Below are 17,080 nucleotides of genomic sequence, written 5' to 3'. Positions count from 1 at the left end.
AAAGCGGTCAAGTACTCTCACAATCAGTGGGAAAAATTCACCAGAATTCTGGAGGACGGCTCTATTCCTCTGGATAACTCGGCCGCCGAGAGAGCTATTCGTGACTTTGCAGTGCTAAGACATTCAATGCCCAGCGGATTTGGCTCTATTGAGGGAGCTAAGTCTACGGCTGTGTTTTCATCATTTCACGAAACCTGCAAAATCCATGGAGTTGACCTGGAAGATTACCTTGAATTTCTGTTCAGATATATGGGTATTCACAGAGACGAACTGAAAGATGAATCGCTGTCTGATGAAAGAAGAAATGCTATTCTTGAGCAGGCAATGCCATGGAAATTTAAGAAGGCCTAAAGTGCTGACTTTAGACCTAATACAAAATTAGTTATACCCCGTTTGATAGCAATGATAAAGCTGTCTACCAGTGTAGACTTGTCTTCTCCAGATACTCCAGAAAAGTCAAAATCAATAACATGGTAGGTGTTATGGCCAGAAATGTTTTCCTTATAGATGTCCTTTCCGGAAAATATCTCCTCATATCTGTCCTTGTATGATATGTCATAAAAGCATTTCAGCATCTGAACGAAGGTGCTTTTGCCGAAGCGCCGCGGGCACAGCAGAACCGGGTATGGCGACATACTGCTATCATCAAGAGCTTTTATAACGTCTGTTTTATCTGCAATAGCCAGATCAGCATCTCTGAATGTTTCATAACTGACCTGTCCGTACGGATTGTTTAGCAGTTCATCCTGGTGTTCGCTCATAATGAATCCTTTATCCCATCTTCCCTGAAATCACCTTTTAAGTTCAGTCTGCTAACAAATAAAATCTATGCAGTGCTAATTTATTACCAATCTGCACCAGGAATCGGAAAAATGCTTAATCCCTCACTGTCAGATACTAAAGGCATTTGTCACAAATAGCAACATCGATGACCGTTTTCTGGAATGTAATCCGCCACTGGATAGGGGGTGAAGCCGTTAGTTTTGGATAAAAAGAAGCCAGGAACAGAAAAAGCGCATGCCGTAATGGGTATGAGCCCAACAATATTATTGATTTCCTTTCCGATGTCCTCCAACTCTTTAAGTCTGACAATTTCATACCTGGCATCATCGAGTTCCAGATGAGTGCAGACGTCCATGGTTACTGCAATTTCAGAATGTACCGTCAGGTACTGCAGAGTTTTAGAATCCCTTCCTGCTCCGGACTGATTGTTTAAGCAGGTAGGTGGCATACAACATGAGGTGTTATTTGACGGCTGTGAATGTTGGAAAGCAGTTATACCGCTTAACGCTCTCTAAGTAGCGGCATGATTCTTACAGTTTTCAGGTTCCTGCAGCGGGCTCGCAAAACGCCCCTGAATGTCATAACCAAACCACGTCAGGCGTCAACCTAAAAACTATAACCTTCATATCACTCTGGCTAATTCCAAACCATGCCAGACAGCAGAGGATTCTCTTTTCGGGAGAATCCTCTGACCGGACGGATCTATGACAGACTGATATCGAAAAGCTGGGTGATCATCACCGTCATAATCAGTATCGGAATCACATAGCGAAGCAGGAACAGAAAGACCGGGAGCCAGATAAACCGGACGGTTCCCCCGGAGGTAAGCTCGTCCAGCACATCGTTCCGGGACATGCGCCACCCTACGAAAAGCGAGGCCCCGAGACCGGTCAAGGGCAGCACGATTCTGGAGGTGGAATAATCCAGAAACTCAAAGAAGTTCATGCCGAAAATATGAATATCTGACCAGATTCCCATGGAAAGCGAGGAAACCACGCCCAGGGCAGTACCCAAAAGAGTGATCACGGTAGCCGCTCTGCGACGGCTCATGCCGCCCTTGTCTGACAGGAATGCCGTGGCCACCTCATGGAGGAACATGGCGGAGGTTACCGCAGCCACAAAGAGGATGAAATAGAAGGCCACGGGAATCAGCCAGTTCAGAAAGGCATGATCATGAAGGGAAGAATTAAACACGTTAGGCAGAGACACGAATACCAGCCCGGGTCCCGAGGCGGGGGATGCATTTGCTACGGAAAACACCGCCGGGAAAATGATAAGTCCGGCCATCACCGCCACCGCAGTATCCATGAAGCCGACTGAAAACGCTGTGCGGTTCAGCCTGACGCTTTCCGGAAAATATGAAGCGTAGGTTACCAGCCCCATGCCGATGGAGAACGAATAGAAGCACTGGCCAATGGCTGACAGAAATACCCCGGGGGTAAGATAATCGGGATTAAAGCTGAACAGAAATTCGCAGGCCTTGCCGGCACCCGGCATGGTGAAAGCGAAAAACACCATCAGGATCATCATGAAGAACAGGGTGGGCATGAGCAGCCGGGAGGCCAGCTCAATCCCCTTTTTGACACCGGCCACAATAATAACGTGAATAACCAGCATAGTCAGCCCCAGAACCACCAGAGGCTTCCAGGGATGACCTATGAAATCCCCAAACTTCTGAGCGTAGATCTCTCCGGACAGCGCTCCGGAAGCCACCTCGCGCCCGATATCCTGAAAGGAGCCGTTCAGGGACTCCCAGAGGTAGTAAAGCACCCAGGCCACCACCACATTGTAGTAACAGAAGATCACAAAGGCCACGATAGCGGAAGCCCACCCCACAATACCCCATGATGAATGCGGGGCCAGCACGGAATAGGCATTGCCGACATTGGCCCGGGAACGCCTTCCAATAATAAATTCGCTTAGAAGCAGCGGGATTCCGAAAATAAAGATTACCGCCAGATAAACAAGAAGAAACGCCGATCCGCCGTTTTCTCCGGTCTGGGTCGGAAACCGCCAGATATTGCCCATGCCGACTGCAGAGCCGGCTGCCGCCAGAATGCCGCCGATCCGGGTGGAAAATTTAAGGCCGCCTTGGGATTCGCTCATTTTGAAAACACCTCGAAGATAATCCGGAAGAAGTGAAAGCGGGAAGATTTTAGCAGACTTTGAGGCTACTTCTCCATAAAACTGCCCGATGGCTTTCATTTTTGAGAGCCGTCCGGGTGTCGCCATAGGAAAACCTAGCCCCCAGGGCCGTGTGACAGGTGCCGGAAATCTCCGCTTTTCAGAAAAAACGGAAGATCTCCGGCAGTGTTCCCGGGAAAAGCGGAGGAAAATTCAAAAAAACGCCCGAAACATTTGAAAACGCCCTGCTTCCCTCTACAATATATGAGCTGCGGTGGCTGCCAAAACCGGTTTTCCGCTGAAAAGCAGCAATTTGCCAGAACGGGCGCCAGTCCATTTTAAGTCTACTTAACAGGAGATCCTGCCATGAAATTCAAATGCAAAGAATGCAACTTCATTCACGAGGGTGAAAACGCCCCTGATACCTGCCCGAAGTGCGGCAAGGCGGATGTTTTTGAGCCTGTCAGAAGCAAATACGCCGGCACCAGAACCGAAAAGAACCTTCTCGAGGCATTTGCCGGAGAATCCATGGCCCGGAACAAATACACCTACTTCGCCTCTGTGGCCAAGAAGTCCGGCTATGAGCAAATCGCCGCACTGTTCCTTAAGACTGCCGAAAACGAAAAGGAGCATGCCAAGCTGTGGTTCAAGGCTCTGGGAGAGCTGGGCACCGTGGAGGAGAACCTTCTGGCCGCAGCAGCAGGGGAAAACCACGAATGGACCGACATGTATGATCGCATGGCCCGAGAAGCCGAGGAGGACGGTTTTCCGGAGCTGGCCACCCAGTTCCGCGGCGTGGCAGCCATTGAAAAGCACCACGAGGAACGCTACCGCAAGCTTCTTAAGAATATCGAAAACAAAGAGGTGTTCGAAAAGGCCGGGGTGCATATCTGGGAATGCCGGAACTGCGGTCATATCGTGGTAGGCACTGCCGCTCCGGAGGTTTGTCCGGTATGCAACCATCCCAGAAGCTTCTTTGAGGTGGCGGCAGAAAACTACTGATCCGGTTTCCGGAACCGCTCGGGGCTTCCTGCGGGGGGCCCTTCTCATTGCGGCTCCCCCTCCCTGTAAAACCCGGCAGCCTCCTCCGCTTAAATACCGCAAAAACCGGCGTTCCTGAAGTACCCGGATCCCGACCCTGAAAAGAAGCTATCACAAAGCTTTCAGGAGATTCCCGGCAGAAAACGCCCGGAGGATCGCTACAGAACACACCTGAAACTCTCCGTAAGGCTGGCAATCCCGGTCTGCGACTCGGAAGTATTCTCAGAAGGACGGCAAAACAGAAATGAACAATAGCGACAGAAACAGAAACAGCCGTAATTCCCGGAACAGAAACCGCGCTCAGGATCAGAATGCCACCAGGATCATTGCAGCTCTGATGGTTCTGGCAGCGGGGGTTATAGCCGGAGCCTTTGCCTATACCGCCCTGGAAAACGAGGCTCCGTCATCCCTTCCGGAGTCAGAAACTCCGGGATCGCCGGAGCTTCCGCCCAGAGAATCCCCGCCTAAGGAAAAGCAAATAGCGCCCACAGCACCGGAGCCTTCGGCAAAAGAGGAGTCTCCCGCCCCGAAAGCCGAAATGCTTCAGGACGCAGCTGTTACCGATAATCTCACGGCATCCGGAAATCCCCCGGAAAATGACTCCCCGGCGGCTCCCGAACCTCCGGCAGTGCCTGAAAAAACCGCCGTCACCGAAGTCTGCAATTCCCGTGACAGCTGCTACAAATCAGGACATGATCTTTACATATCCGGCAACACCAGAAACGCCCTTCCTTTTCTAAAAGCCGGATGCGATCTAAATCATCGCGAAAGCTGCTACCTTGCCGGACTCAGCAGCGATCACGGAAATATCTCCTACGAGGAAGCCGCTGCATTTCTGACCAAAGGCTGCACCATGAATCACGGAGACTCCTGCCTCTCTCTGGAGGAGCTGATAGCAAAGCGTTTCCCGGACAATGCCGAAATGAAGCATAATGCCCGGAAACTCCGTAACGCAGCCTGTAACCGGGGAGCCGCAAAGGCCTGCGGCAGGGACAGGCCCGCTTCCGGAACCACTGCTGACACCCGGCGGGATGGCATTAAGGAAACCAGGATCGTGCGCCACAGTTCCGACAGGCCAACAGACTACTACGGCTGCGGGGATCTGGATTTTGAAAGCTGCTTTGAAACTCTGGCCGAAGCCAAGGCAGCTAAAAAGCCCCTCCCGTTCGGGATGCACGAGTGGCGCATTCTCGAGGATTCATGCCGGAAATTCAACATCGGACGGGGCTGCAAGCTATATGCGGAGAAATTCCGGGAAGACGACACCGGGAACATCAACTACAAGAGCCTCATGGGACGGAAGCAGTATTATCTTGACAAGGCCTGCCATCTTCTCAGGGATACGGCGTCCTGCAATGCCGCCAAAAGTTTCCGTACCCGTCATGGCTATGGAAATAATGCCTACAGCTGGAAGAGTGCCACTGAGGGAGAATGCTACACTGATATCAAAAACTGTCTTAAACGGGCAAATGCCTACGAACACAACGAGAGCCTCGCTCCGGAAATCAGGAGCTGGAAGGCCGCCCAGCTTTATGAGGAGGCCTGCCTGAGGGGTGAACCGGAAGGCTGTCAGGAACTCCGGAGACTGAACCCGCCCTGGTGGTAGGAACGGCAGAAAGCGGCAGAGCATCTCCTTCGGAAAAACCGGTTTTGGGCCGGCTTTCTTCAGGGTCCTGTATGGGCGATGGAACTGTTGTGTAGAGGCTGTGATTTAACCACCACCCGGGTTCGCCACCAGATCTTCTCTGCACGGTAAATCAGAGATAAGTACCCGGAAGGACGTCTCGTTCACAGAGACAGAAACGCCTTCTTTCCGGAGGCCCCCGGATCAGAGAGCCTCCCTGCCGCCGCACATATCCATAATGCGTTCTGTTTCCTCATCTGGCTCCTTTATCTCCGCCAGAATGATTCTGGCCTTTCTGAGATCATGAACCGGATTGGTTCTGAAGGTGCCGGCGGAGTAAATAAGCGCCAGAGTCTTCCGGCAAAAGGTCTCATCGTCAGGCAGATGTCTTCTGACACAGGAAACAAGTTCCTTTACGCGGGGGGCCAGATCCCTGAAGTGCACCCGGTAGTACACCGCCAGAAGCCGGAGAGCCTGAATAATCCCGGCGTCAGCTGCCCTGATAAGACAGTCCATCCTTCCGGATATCTTTTCCGGGCCGTCATCAAAGTCCAGTGCACCTTCCGCAAACACCATAAGAAGCTCGGCAGCCCCGGTCCTTTCCAGCGCCTCCTCCAGAAGCTCCTCGGCCGCTGTCAGGGAGTCCTCATCTCCCAGAGCCAGGTATGCTCTGATGGCGGTTTCCGCTGCCATGATATAGCCATACTGGCGATAAATCCTGAGAGACTCCTCGGCGTAGGCTATAACGGAACCGTTATTGCCCTCCTCTGCGGCCGCCCGGAGATATTCCCGGATACAGAAAACCCGGGCATAGGAATTGCCCAGACAGATGCTCCTGAGAATCCAGTCCCGGAACATTCTGAGGCTTTCAGGGCTGTCCCTTCTGACCCCGTATTCCGTGGCCACAAAAAGAGCCTTGACCGCATCTCCGCGGGAAGCCTCCTCGGTACACTTCTTAAAATATTCCGCAAAATCCTCCTGTTCCGGAATGGCGGATCGTCCGGTTTGGGTGTTATATTCCAGCTCAAAACGGCCGGTATAAAGCGTTTCGGGTATCTTCATAGTGCTTTTCAGAATCTCGTTTCATTTGTGGTGGTCCGGACTGCGCTTTCGTTAGGCGGATATTTTCATAAAACAGGTGCGGAAGATCCGTCTCTGAGCTTCACAGCATTTCCGGACAAAGTTGCGTAATGGAGCAATTCTATCACAATGTTCGCATTTCCTGAGTTGTACTGACCGGAAGGCTGCCCGCTCTCATTTCTGACACAGCTCTTTCCTGTTCCAGAACGGACTCTTCTCATTTTCCGGAAAATTCTCATCAGATATCCGATATGCAGCTTCGGAACCTTCAGGGATTTGAAATGTCACAGTTCCCGTCATCATTTTTAAAAATCTCTCATAAATCCATGATGACATAGAGTAAACTTAAAAAATTTTTATCATGTCAGGAAAGACGGTATGTGCCGCACCCCCTGACAGCCTGGTCCCGTAGCGGCAAGCCTCCAGGTTTCCGCACGGAAAAACAACAACTTAAAAGCACTGAGGTTATGAATGAAAATTCTTAAACCGGGTCTGGCAGCCATCCCACTGATTCTGGGACTGACTGCATTCGCTCCTCTTCCCTGCGCCGCAGAGACCGTTGACTATGCAAAAATGAAACGCGAAATCGGCCAGGCAGACTACTATGTCAAGGAGTTTGAAAAGGAAGTAGCCCTGCAGCACGGCGGTGAAAAAATGGTCTGGCGTTCCAAGAATGACGCGCTCCGCAAGGTGCAGGCCCTTAAGGAAAAATATCCTGACGATCCCGATGTAGAGGCACTGTTTCAGAGAACCAAAACCGCCCTCATGAAGAGCAAGGGCGACTACACCGAGGTTCATCCGGAATGGGTAGCCTACAAGAAGAAGGAAGAAGAGCTCCGGAAGACCGTTTCCGAAATCGGAGACCGGGAATGGGACAGCTTCATAGGCTCCCATAAGGCCGACATCATCCCGGCCGCCCCGATTCCGAACCCGGACAGCGTGTCCATTGCCGACGTGCGCGACAAATACGTGGTTCTGGAAAATGTGGAATACCCCTCCAACCAGTTTTACGGCCTGACCGGCGAATACCTCTGGCAGGGAAAACCCTCCACGGGCTACTACTTTATTAATATTTCGGAAAGGAACTGGCTGGGCCCGTATGAGGCCGTGAAGCGCTTCCGCCGCACCGTGGACTCCTCCATCGGGGAAACCGTTAAGTTTACCATTCTGGGCAAAATCACCGAGGTCGTGGTCGAAAACCCTGATCCCGCAAAGAAGAAAGTCGGGGTTCCGCATCTCGGCTGGGTGGTAATGCCGGTGGCGCTCAAGATTCCCGGACACGTTTCTGCCTTCTATAAGGAATCCGCCGATGCCTCAGGCTACTTTGCCGGCGAGGATCAGATAAAGCAGCTTAAGGATGGCTGGTATACCATAAAGAGCGTCCCGGAAAATGTAACTCCGGAAAAGCTGATGGAAATCTTTATGACCGCCATCAAGGAAAAGAACTTCGATCTCTATCTGGACTGCATCAATCCTGACCGCAAGTCCGGTCCCCGCGCTCCGGATCAGGTGCGCTACCACTGGGATCTGCATCAGGAGCGTTTCCAGAAGGAATATGTCCATGCCACCTTTGACAAGGCCGAGATCAAGGTTATCAAGGGCTTCGACAACACCGACGAAACCGAAAACTTCTTCCTGGATGACGAACAGCGGGCCATTCTCAATAAAACCCAGGGCGAGGTGGTGAAGCAGGCCATTGTCAACAGCCGGGCCTTTAACGAAAACGGCAAGCAGATCGGATCTCCGCATCCGCACGTGCTTGTTAAGAAAGGTAATGGCAGATGGTATGTGGAAGACTATGCAGCCCGGTTCTGATACCGGAACAGCTGTTAACGCACACAGTAACGGATGGAAATATCAAATGAAATTTAACAAGTTGTCTCTTGCCCTGCTGTCCGTATTCGGGCTATTGATGAATGCGGCATATGCGGCTCCGGCAAAGGAAGAAAAGGAGCCCACCGACACCTTTACCGTAAACGAGGTAATCGATTCCCTGGCCAAGGGGGGGCAGGCCTTTCTCAGCAACACCAAATCCCTGGCCATGGTAAGACTGGGACCGGCTCCCTTCGAACAGTACCGTCAGGCCGCCATTGTGATGTCTGACTGGGACAAGGACATGCTTCCGAAAAACATGCCGGAAAGTGCTGACAAGGTACATGCCCTAAACGCACATGAAAAGGAGGAGCTAAAGGTAATTCTCACCCTGGCCTCTGAAATCCGTTCCCTCCGCAGCCAGGCTTCACGAATTGCCGTTTCCGTCCAGTCCAGCAAGCTTCCGGACTACGGCCGGATCACGGAATTAACCTACGGATTCCTCAACGGGTCCTACGGTGACGAGTTTATCCAGGCGGTACAGGGGGCCGACGAGGCCGTGGACAAGTGCCTGAGCTACGTGGAAAGTGCCCGCTCCTCACCTAAGAATGCTTCCTGGCAAAAGCTTCTGCAGTATTCCGGAATTCAGCAGTACGCCTTCGGCAGTAACGGCAAGGCCTATAACACCATTTCCGCCGGAAACGCCATGATGCGCTACTACCGTCAGGTGGACAAGAGCTTCATGGAGAGTTTCCTGCCGAACCTGATCACCAGGGCCGAAAAACTGAAAAACGATCTTAAGGCCGAAAGACCCCGGATTATGTCCGTCAAGGATGTCCGCGGTGTCTCCACAGAGCTGATTGTCTACATTGACGCCCTTGATATCTATGCCGCCAAGGTGGAGGAGCATGCCAAACACACTCTGGCCACCCTGAAGGACATTTATGATAACGGCAAAAACTCCGGCAAGATCATTAACGGCCAGCTGAACCTCAGGCAGCTCAATGTCTCCGGAGTTCCCGCCACCTATGTCGCCCCGTTTTCACAGGGGATGATAAAGTGCAAGGACTCCTGGAACGCCCTGGTGGAGGAAGGTCTCATTCCCCTCAGCGAGAAACAGCGGAGCGTGAAGCTCTGAAAATGCAGATAATCCCTCACGGGTATTCATAACCCCCCTGCCGAAAGAGAGCGTATAAAACGCTCTCTTTTTCGTATAAATTCTAGCCGGTGAACGTTTTCATCGCCCTTAAAAGGCGATCGATACAAACCCTTATGCCGTAAAGCCGCCAAGCAAATTCCCCTTCAGTTAAAACTTTACGAAAAATATTTGGCTTTTTTGATAAAAAAAATCTTGCATGCTGAATCTTTTAACCTATAATTCCCTCAATTTATCAAACTTAGCAGTCCGACCTGGTATCGGACATTTCTTCGGCCTGTGGCGAAGCCACATTTGCGAGGTGCAATTAGAAAGTAATGAACAATCTGCTTAATACAGAACTCGACTATCAGGACCTTGTTTCCAAGTACGGCTCACCTCTCCTTGTACTTGACAAGGCTACTGTCAGACACCAGTATCGGTCTCTCAGAGACGCTCTTCCGGGAGTTACTCTGCATTATGCCCTCAAGCCGCTCCCGCAGGATGCCGTAATTGATGTCCTTGAAGAGGAAGGCGCTTCTTTCGATCTTGCCTCCAACGGCGAGGTTGATATCATGAGACAGCACAGAATCGATCCTGCCAAGTGCATCCACACCCATCCCATCAAGAAGCCGTCAGACATTGCCTACGCTCTTGACTACGGCTGCCGGGTGTTTGTTGCCGACAATGTCTGCGAGCTTGAAAAGCTGGCCCAGTTCAGGGATCAGGTTAAGGTGCTTATCAGAGTAAGCTTCCCCAACCCTGAAACCAAAGTGGATCTGTCCAAAAAATTCGGTGCACTCCCTGAGGAGGTTCTTCCCCTTCTGGAGAAAGCCCGTGATATCGGAATCGAAATCTACGGTCTTTCCTTCCACGTCGGCTCTCAGGTGAAGACTGCAAAGAGACACGTTGAGGCTGTAACTGCCTGCACTGATATTATCCGCGAGGCTTCTTCCCGCGGGATTGAAATCCGCGTTCTTGATATCGGTGGCGGTTTTCCTGTTGATTACGACAACGCCGGTGAAACCGACATCAGAGAGTTCTGCAAGCCGATTGTAGCCGCTCTGGCCAATGTTCCGGAAAATATCCGTGTCATCGCCGAGCCGGGAAGATTCATTTCCGCTCCGTGCATGGTTGGCATCTGCTCAGTAACCGGAAAAAGCATGCGTTTCGGGAAGCCCTGGTACTATCTGGATGACGGCGTGTACTGCAGCTACTCCGGCCAGATCTTCGATCACGTGGTATATCCGAAGTACACCCTCAAGGCTGGTGCCATTGCCTCTTCAGTACTGGCCGGTCCGACCTGCGACAGTATTGACATCATTGCCGAGGACATCCCGCTTCCGGAACTGGAAGTAGGTGATCTGGTTATCGGCAAGATGATGGGAGCCTACACCATTGCTACCGCTACTGACTTTAACTTTATTCCCAGAGCCAGGATTGTTGAGATTGACCTCGAAAGGGAGGCTCTCAGCGTAAATTTTCGAATGGTAGCCTGATCTGACAGAAATTTCTGTTCCGAAAAGGGCTCAAAACCGGGGATCGCAGGATTCCCGGTTTTTTCGTGCAAAATTGAAGTATAAGCAAGACCGGGGAAGATAGCACGCAAAAAGGAGCAGAAAAATGAACTCTCTCCATCCTCATCATTCCAGGAATTAAAACAGAATCCGTCCGTTAAATTGTCAGCTAGAAACAGCGCTCCCCCACTAAATAATTCTTTCCTGCTACAGCTTTTTGCCCCATCAATACAGAAATCACCAAAAAGAAAGTGGTCTATAGCATCATAAAAATTCCATCTATAATTTCGTCCCCAAGTCTGGAAATCATAAAAAAAGTAGTTATGGCAAGATTAAGAAATCAATGTGCTAAAAGTTTCCGTCCCCAAGTCGGGGAATCATAAAAAAAGTTGAGGTGCTCCAGCGTTTGCGTGAAATTACCGGGGGTTTCCGTCCCCAAGTCGGGGAATCATAAAAAAAGTCGAGATTGCCGATGGAATCGATGGTCTGGCTCATGTTTCCGTCCCCAAGTCGGGGAATCATAAAAAAAGCTGCCAAGTACCAAGGATATCTGGCTAAGTATTACTGTTTCCGTCCCCAAGTCGGGGAATCATAAAAAAAGACTGGTGCCCAAATGTATGGGGCCAAATACTTCTAGTTTCCGTCCCCAAGTCGGGGAATTATAAAAAAAGTGCTGAACAGCAGACCGCTGAGACCACTGTCGAGTTTCCGTCCCCAAGTCGGGGAATTATAAAAAAAGACGAAATAAGCTTCCAGTAAAGTTGAGCTCCCTGGTTTCCGTCCCCAAGTCGGGGAATTATAAAAAAAGTTGAAGTTTGATATATCAGAGAATCATGTGTATATCGTTTCCGTCCCCAAGTCGGGGAATCATAAAAAAAGAGGAGGGCATAGACATGAATGATAACGAGTATCTAGTTTCCGTCCCCAAGTCGGGGAATCATAAAAAAAGGGCACCTCCGCAAACCCTTACATCATAAGGGCCGATTTGGGCAAGATCGGCGCAAAAATTTTTTAAGAGAAGTTTTTAAAGAACCAAGACTTGTGACCATAAAGCAAGCCTTATAAATCAATGATCGGGGCAAAACTAGTCAACAAATGTGATCCGTGCTCTTCCCATATCATATAAAAGATTATTGTATATAGTACATTTACCCATGTGCGGCGTCAAGATATTACTGTACTTTTCGTGATTGTGTTTTTGAAATATTTTAGGGCTCAGCTGGGATCTGAAAATATCATTAGCCACCTGAAAAGCCCGGTCCTCAAAAATCTGATAAACAATGGACTTTGACGTAAAACCAGCCCCTCCGCCAAGCCAGATAGTCCCGTCGTGATCGTCACCAATATCCTCGCCAACTTTCTGATGAAAATACCTGAAAGCCTGCTTCTGGTAGAAATCCAGGGCTTTTCTGATATATTCAATATTAATCTCGCCAAGAGTATCAGCATCCAGAGAAATGGTAAAATCAAGCCTGAGCTTAGGCCGCAAAGCCTCTCTGAATATAGGAAGATAGGATTTTTTATCCTCCAGCGAATAATCAACCTTTTGCGCCAGAATCAAAGCATCCTTTTCCATTACCGGCTTACTGTCGCTAACAGTCAAACCTGATAAAAATTTCCTGTCTCCCGGACCGTCAAACTTCTTCTCCAGGTCTTTTGTAAACCGGCTGATATCCCGCTGACGGGGATCAAAAGATTCCATAAATGATTTTAAAGTATTGGAATGGTATATTCTGTAAGCAATCAGTGCCGATCTGATAGCCCCCTTCAAGCTGCTTCCGGGGATGTAGGGAAAGCCGTACGGATCCTTGATAAAGGCTTTGATTTCCAGTCTTTTAAAATCATCGCTGTTCAATGAATTATCAAGTTCATACCGAATCGCATCCTGAAGCCGGATGGAATATCTTCTGGCTAAATCCTGAACTGTCGTGTAAGTCATTTTTTTCAGGAGATAGTCTTCAAATTCCTTCTCGGCGGCGGGGCCCTTCCCCGAAAAAGCATTAAACAGTTTAGGAATGTCCAGAATCTGAATTTTGCCGTTACTGACAAAGTACTCCTTTTTGGTAATCGTGGTACCGTCTCCCACATGAAGAGGAGAACGCACATCCAGCTGCACATGATGAACCTTTGGAAAACTTCTCATGCTAAACTCCTATAAACATGGGCACTGCATAACGGTATACAGGATGAAGCCCGTCATCACCGGCGACATTCAGAATTCCTCCTTTAAAACGGGAGGTAAAGCAGGAACCGGCGGCAAACACAAACATGTCCTGCTTGCGCCGCTGCTCTCTGGCGTAATTATCTGACATCACAAAACCGGAGCGTTTTATCAGCAGATACGAGGAACCGGCTATCGCAGAAGAGAGCTCTTCAGCCTCAGGCAACGACACCGCCAGTGTCATGTACATATCGGAATTTCTTTCTATGAGCTTCTTCACAGCCTCAGACTTCGTATCGATTTCCACGGCAAATTTGCCATAACCGCTAGTACGCTTTCCGCCAATTCCGGAATACTGCAGCGCTTCAAACAGCACTTTTGCCAACTCAAATGCTTCCTGATTCTCATAGCCGACAATCACATAAAGACCGCAATTGTCGAGGAAGGTGCAAACTCCTACCCGGTAAGGTCCCTGGATAGCATCTTCCTGACGGATGGTAACCTTGGTGTCCTCGCTGAAATCACAGAACTTATGAGCCAGTGCCATTAAATCCAGCCGGGATTTCAGAAAATCGTCAATCTTGTCACAGGGAAGATATTTGATCTTTTTCAGAAGCTTCTTTTCTTTCGAATCACCCTGTTTACTGTTTTCAATATTCTTCATCGGCTTGGGAAGATAATAAACTCCGCCCATGTACGGAAACGAATCCGAAAAGCAAAGCTGACTCCCTGAAACAAGGCTATACAGCTTTTCGTGAAGATTAAGCTTCATAGCCTCAAGGTACAGCGCCGAAAAGAGAGTATCCGCCAGAAAACAGGAATTCGTCGAATTGAGTGTTCCTCCTCCGAAATGAACTGCAGTTCTAAATTTAAATTTAAAAAATGCATAGTTCATGGATGATACCCCTTACTCGGTAAAAATCTTCTTGCAGCTACTGAGAGTGGCGTCAGGCAATTCTCCAAAAACAACCTTTACATCAAGATTGCTAAACTTAACCTTGCCATAACCACGGGAGCCGCTGCCTCCGAGATAGTCCGTTTCAAGAAGCTTAAAGCCGTCCCGGAGAATTTTGCAGTCCTCCGCAAGTTCATCAAGACTGGAAACCTCGTAAATAATACTCAGCGGAAAAACTGCTCCTCTGATAACTCTTTCAATCTGTCTCGGATTGCTGGCCTTTGAGGTGAGACGGTCAATGGAGTTTTCAAACTTGATTTCCGTTCTGTTTCTGAGGCCTCTCTTCTTTAATTCCTCCCAGTTGCTCATAATCATGTCGGAAAAAAGCACCCGACTCATGCACCTTCTGTCAGAACCGGCGGCAGAACCAAAAAGACGGGTAAGAACCTCGCAGTCGCCGTCAGGGTTTTTGGCCACCTCGGTATTGTAGACCCGGGCCAGGAGCGAACGCATTTTACCCTTGAGAGAACTCCCCGGAATAATGGGATTCCCGCTCTGAGAATCCTTAATGACCGGAGAATCCACAGCACCGATAGCAGAATAGGAGGCAGAACCGCCAATATGCATTCCCGTAACAACTTCAATATTTCCGAAAATTTCAATTTTAGCAAACATAATTCGCGATCTCTCCTATTCATCCTTCTTGTATTTGAACTTCCGGAATGCTACCAGAGCCTCCAGATAACGGCTGAACAATAAATAACTGCTTCGTTTTCCCTGAATATGCTTAATATGCTCCAGAAGATGCGATTCCGTTACAAAGAACTTAACAGTTTCCTCTCTTCCCGCCTCATAGATTATCCTGACTCTCAGATAATTAATGCGCCCCTTGAACTCATCTGACAGATCTTCGCCGGGTTCGTTAAGGATATCGTTGTAGATCTCAGTATTCAGAGCCAGAATGTTCCGGATCTTTGAGGTAGTAAGAACATTTGGATTGCCCCGTCTGTCTGTGTGTTTTCCAAGGGCATCAATTGCCGCCTCGGCAATCTCCACGTAGTTGTCTTCTGAAAGATCCCTGTAAGGAGCGGCAGGCCCGGCATCGGAAACTCCGGCAGAATTTCCGCCGCCATTACGGTTACTGCTATAGCCGCCTCCGGAACTGCGGTTATTGTTATAGCCGTTTCCGGAACCTCTGTTTTGCTGATACACCATATCAATCGACCTCACATCTGTTAAGGTATACAAAAATCAGGAGCGCGCTTATAAACTGACGCCGGTCGCTGTCTGATTCTGACTGCGCCCAGGTATAAACGTTCTTCGCGAATTCACTGTACCTTTTCACGGCCTCCGCCCCGGCAGTTCTTTCATTCGGTTCAAGCCGGGACAGGAGATAGGCCAGTCTGGCCAGGTTAATCTTTTCAGACGAGTTGCGGAGAAGCTCCAGAATGTTATAGAGAAATGAATTTCCGTAGCCGCTGGTACAATCAGCAAAGCCGCGAAGCAGAGCCAGCTTTTCAGAAAGAACCTTTCCGGTAAAGATATCCCAGCTATAGCAGTTTTCTGCACTGAAACAGGTAATGGCATTTTTGCCGTCAACACTCTTGGAACAGTCCTCCAGTTCGGCAACCTCTTCGGCCATGACATTTATCGGGAAGGAATGATCATAAATACCAATACCTCCGGACAGTGTCAGAGTCCCCTGGGAAAATTTCTTCAAAGCATCCTTCAGAACAATAAAGGCATCAAGAACGCTGTTCCACGCACCAACCAGGAAGACGTCGTCCCCGCCGGAGTACACGATGGTAACCGCCATCGGAGCGGACTTTCCGGAAATACTCATCTCCTTCAAAGAGGCTTCCCTGAGAATAGTATTGATGTATCCCTTGAAAAACAGTGACAGCTGCCGGGACAGTACGGCACTCCTGGTCAGAGTCTCATAGCGGGAATCCTGCCCTCTCTTAAAGCCGTTTACAAAGGTATTGCCCAGATTGTCGACATCCGCTCTCAGCACTGCGATTTTCCTGACGCCCTGGGAGGCATTTCCCAGTTCCTCAAACTCCTTTGCGTAGCTGTAATCCCCGATCCAGAGATTCTGGGCCACACTTTTTCCCATATGAAGATTGTTTTTGACATAGGTTCTGACATAGTCAGGACTGCTGTCCATCATAGCCCGGGCAGCATTATCGCTCCGTGCTGTCAGGTAGCGCCCGAAAGGAAGCGCCAAAGCATTGTCACTAATCTTTTTCGAAGTAACTATAAAAACGTTATAGTTCATTACATCTGCGGCAAAACGCTCCAGTGCCGCACAGACAGGACAGCGTCCGTCATCGTTCAGAATACCGGTACTCCTGCAGACCCGGCATTCACGCTCGCCATGATGCTTCCTGCTGTTAAGCTGCAGAATTTCCTCGGCAGAATACCGGTGCAGCTTTTTACCGGATATCATTCTGGAAACATTACTGAAAATTTCGGCATAGGAGCCCGGAACAGCATTTTTCAGAGAAGCGTAGCTACATTCCGCATAGCCGATACCGATATACAGCGAGACATCAAAAAGTCTGCGGAACCAGGTATTGCTCTCCTTCTCGAATTCCGCCAACGCGCTTTTCGCCTGGGCGGTATTCGGAAGAATCATGTAGCAGTGTCCGCCGCCGGAATAGATAAGATTCGCCCTGGTAAGATGCAGCATTTCCAAAAGCTCGTCGATAAGATGCTCCATCAGAATTTCCAGATAGATGCTGCGGGATCTCAGCTGCTTCAGTGCCTTGTCCACGGCAATGGTATAGATGAAGCTCTGAATGCCGGAAATATCCATAGAAATCACCCAGGGTATGGCCGTTTTATCCCTGACATACCACATGAAAGAAAGTACTAGACCGTTGTAAGTTCATGGTCCGGTACATAA

14 protein-coding genes are annotated in these 17,080 nt (G+C 49.5%); 6 read left to right on the top strand and 8 right to left on the bottom strand.

Annotated features, from left to right (window positions below):
• Window positions 1-351: IS66 family transposase (locus F557_RS19445; RefSeq protein ID WP_019001207.1), on the top strand; the 351-nt coding region annotated here is incomplete at its 5' end.
• Here F557_RS19445 and F557_RS0109140 read toward each other — a convergent pair.
• Together F557_RS0109140 and F557_RS0109130 are read right to left on the bottom strand one after the other, a co-directional pair.
• Complete coding sequence (locus F557_RS0109140; RefSeq protein WP_019001927.1) at window positions 348-761, bottom strand: AAA family ATPase; 414 nt, start codon at window positions 759-761, stop codon at window positions 348-350. The genes F557_RS19445 and F557_RS0109140 overlap by 4 nt on opposite strands.
• Window positions 762-1,485: 724 nt before the next feature.
• The gene (locus F557_RS0109130) at window positions 1,486-2,889 is read right to left on the bottom strand and encodes a sodium-dependent transporter (protein ID WP_026297841.1); all 1,404 of its coding nucleotides are present in this window, start codon (window positions 2,887-2,889) and stop codon (window positions 1,486-1,488) included.
• 384 nt (window positions 2,890-3,273) lie between these two features.
• Here F557_RS0109130 and rbr point away from each other — a divergent pair, with 384 nt between their 5' ends.
• A complete protein-coding gene (gene rbr, locus F557_RS0109120; protein ID WP_019001923.1) occupies window positions 3,274-3,909 on the top strand; it encodes a rubrerythrin in 636 nt (211 codons plus the stop codon).
• A gap of 283 nt (window positions 3,910-4,192) precedes the next feature.
• Window positions 4,193-5,554, top strand: coding sequence for a hypothetical protein (locus F557_RS0109110; RefSeq protein WP_019001921.1), 1,362 nt, complete (start codon window positions 4,193-4,195; stop codon window positions 5,552-5,554).
• Between the two features lie 222 nt (window positions 5,555-5,776).
• Here F557_RS0109110 and F557_RS0109100 read toward each other — a convergent pair whose 3' ends face one another.
• The gene (locus F557_RS0109100) at window positions 5,777-6,634 is read right to left on the bottom strand and encodes a hypothetical protein (RefSeq protein WP_019001919.1); all 858 of its coding nucleotides are present in this window, start codon (window positions 6,632-6,634) and stop codon (window positions 5,777-5,779) included.
• 489 nt (window positions 6,635-7,123) lie between these two features.
• Between F557_RS0109100 and F557_RS0109090 the strand changes: the two genes are divergently transcribed.
• The 3 genes from F557_RS0109090 to F557_RS0109080 all read left to right on the top strand — a co-directional run bounded on the left by F557_RS0109090 (window position 7,124) and on the right by F557_RS0109080 (window position 11,098).
• Window positions 7,124-8,467 (top strand): hypothetical protein, encoded by a 1,344-nt coding sequence (locus F557_RS0109090; protein WP_019001917.1) that lies wholly within the window; start codon window positions 7,124-7,126, stop codon window positions 8,465-8,467.
• Between the two features lie 46 nt (window positions 8,468-8,513).
• A complete protein-coding gene (locus F557_RS0109085; protein WP_157617802.1) occupies window positions 8,514-9,602 on the top strand; it encodes a hypothetical protein in 1,089 nt (362 codons plus the stop codon).
• 335 nt (window positions 9,603-9,937) lie between these two features.
• Complete coding sequence (locus F557_RS0109080; RefSeq protein ID WP_019001915.1) at window positions 9,938-11,098, top strand: type III PLP-dependent enzyme; 1,161 nt, start codon at window positions 9,938-9,940, stop codon at window positions 11,096-11,098.
• Window positions 11,099-12,200: 1,102 nt separating this feature from the next.
• On the opposite strand, the gene csm5 is transcribed toward F557_RS0109080, so the two are convergent.
• From csm5 to cas10, 5 genes are read right to left on the bottom strand one after another with little or no spacing between them, the layout of a single operon-like run.
• A complete protein-coding gene (gene csm5 / locus F557_RS0109075; RefSeq protein ID WP_019001914.1) occupies window positions 12,201-13,259 on the bottom strand; it encodes a type III-A CRISPR-associated RAMP protein Csm5 in 1,059 nt (352 codons plus the stop codon).
• 1 nt (window position 13,260) lies between these two features.
• Complete coding sequence (gene csm4 / locus F557_RS0109070; RefSeq protein WP_019001913.1) at window positions 13,261-14,172, bottom strand: type III-A CRISPR-associated RAMP protein Csm4; 912 nt, start codon at window positions 14,170-14,172, stop codon at window positions 13,261-13,263.
• Between the two features lie 12 nt (window positions 14,173-14,184).
• The gene (gene csm3 / locus F557_RS0109065; RefSeq protein WP_019001912.1) at window positions 14,185-14,847 is read right to left on the bottom strand and encodes a type III-A CRISPR-associated RAMP protein Csm3; all 663 of its coding nucleotides are present in this window, start codon (window positions 14,845-14,847) and stop codon (window positions 14,185-14,187) included.
• Between the two features lie 15 nt (window positions 14,848-14,862).
• Window positions 14,863-15,387 carry a type III-A CRISPR-associated protein Csm2 gene (csm2, locus tag F557_RS0109060; protein ID WP_019001911.1) on the bottom strand — a complete coding sequence of 175 codons (525 nt, stop codon included), beginning with the start codon at window positions 15,385-15,387 and terminating at the stop codon, window positions 14,863-14,865.
• 1 nt (window position 15,388) lies between these two features.
• Entirely contained in the window at window positions 15,389-16,990 is a 1,602-nt protein-coding gene (gene cas10, locus F557_RS19440) for a type III-A CRISPR-associated protein Cas10/Csm1 (RefSeq protein WP_019001910.1), read from the bottom strand.
• Between the last annotated feature and the right edge of the window lie 90 nt (window positions 16,991-17,080).

It is taken from the genome of Succinimonas amylolytica DSM 2873, from assembly GCF_000378405.1.
GTDB classification, from domain to species: Bacteria; Pseudomonadota; Gammaproteobacteria; order Enterobacterales; family Succinivibrionaceae; genus Succinimonas; species Succinimonas amylolytica.
This window is presented reverse-complemented; position numbering and strand designations above follow the sequence as displayed.

Coding starts and splice junctions, on each gene's coding strand:
- F557_RS0109085 (WP_157617802.1), top strand. CDS start 8,514: ATGAAATTTAACAAGTTGTCTCTTGCCCTGCTGTCCGTATTCGGGCTA.
- F557_RS0109090 (WP_019001917.1), top strand. CDS start 7,124: ATGAAAATTCTTAAACCGGGTCTGGCAGCCATCCCACTGATTCTGGGA.
- csm4 (WP_019001913.1), bottom strand. CDS start 14,172: ATGAACTATGCATTTTTTAAATTTAAATTTAGAACTGCAGTTCATTTC.
- F557_RS0109140 (WP_019001927.1), bottom strand. CDS start 761: ATGAGCGAACACCAGGATGAACTGCTAAACAATCCGTACGGACAGGTC.
- cas10 (WP_019001910.1), bottom strand. CDS start 16,990: ATGGATATTTCCGGCATTCAGAGCTTCATCTATACCATTGCCGTGGAC.
- F557_RS0109080 (WP_019001915.1), top strand. CDS start 9,938: ATGAACAATCTGCTTAATACAGAACTCGACTATCAGGACCTTGTTTCC.
- F557_RS0109110 (WP_019001921.1), top strand. CDS start 4,193: ATGAACAATAGCGACAGAAACAGAAACAGCCGTAATTCCCGGAACAGA.
- F557_RS0109130 (WP_026297841.1), bottom strand. CDS start 2,889: ATGAGCGAATCCCAAGGCGGCCTTAAATTTTCCACCCGGATCGGCGGC.
- F557_RS0109100 (WP_019001919.1), bottom strand. CDS start 6,634: ATGAAGATACCCGAAACGCTTTATACCGGCCGTTTTGAGCTGGAATAT.
- rbr (WP_019001923.1), top strand. CDS start 3,274: ATGAAATTCAAATGCAAAGAATGCAACTTCATTCACGAGGGTGAAAAC.
- csm2 (WP_019001911.1), bottom strand. CDS start 15,387: ATGGTGTATCAGCAAAACAGAGGTTCCGGAAACGGCTATAACAATAAC.
- csm3 (WP_019001912.1), bottom strand. CDS start 14,847: ATGTTTGCTAAAATTGAAATTTTCGGAAATATTGAAGTTGTTACGGGA.
- csm5 (WP_019001914.1), bottom strand. CDS start 13,259: ATGAGAAGTTTTCCAAAGGTTCATCATGTGCAGCTGGATGTGCGTTCT.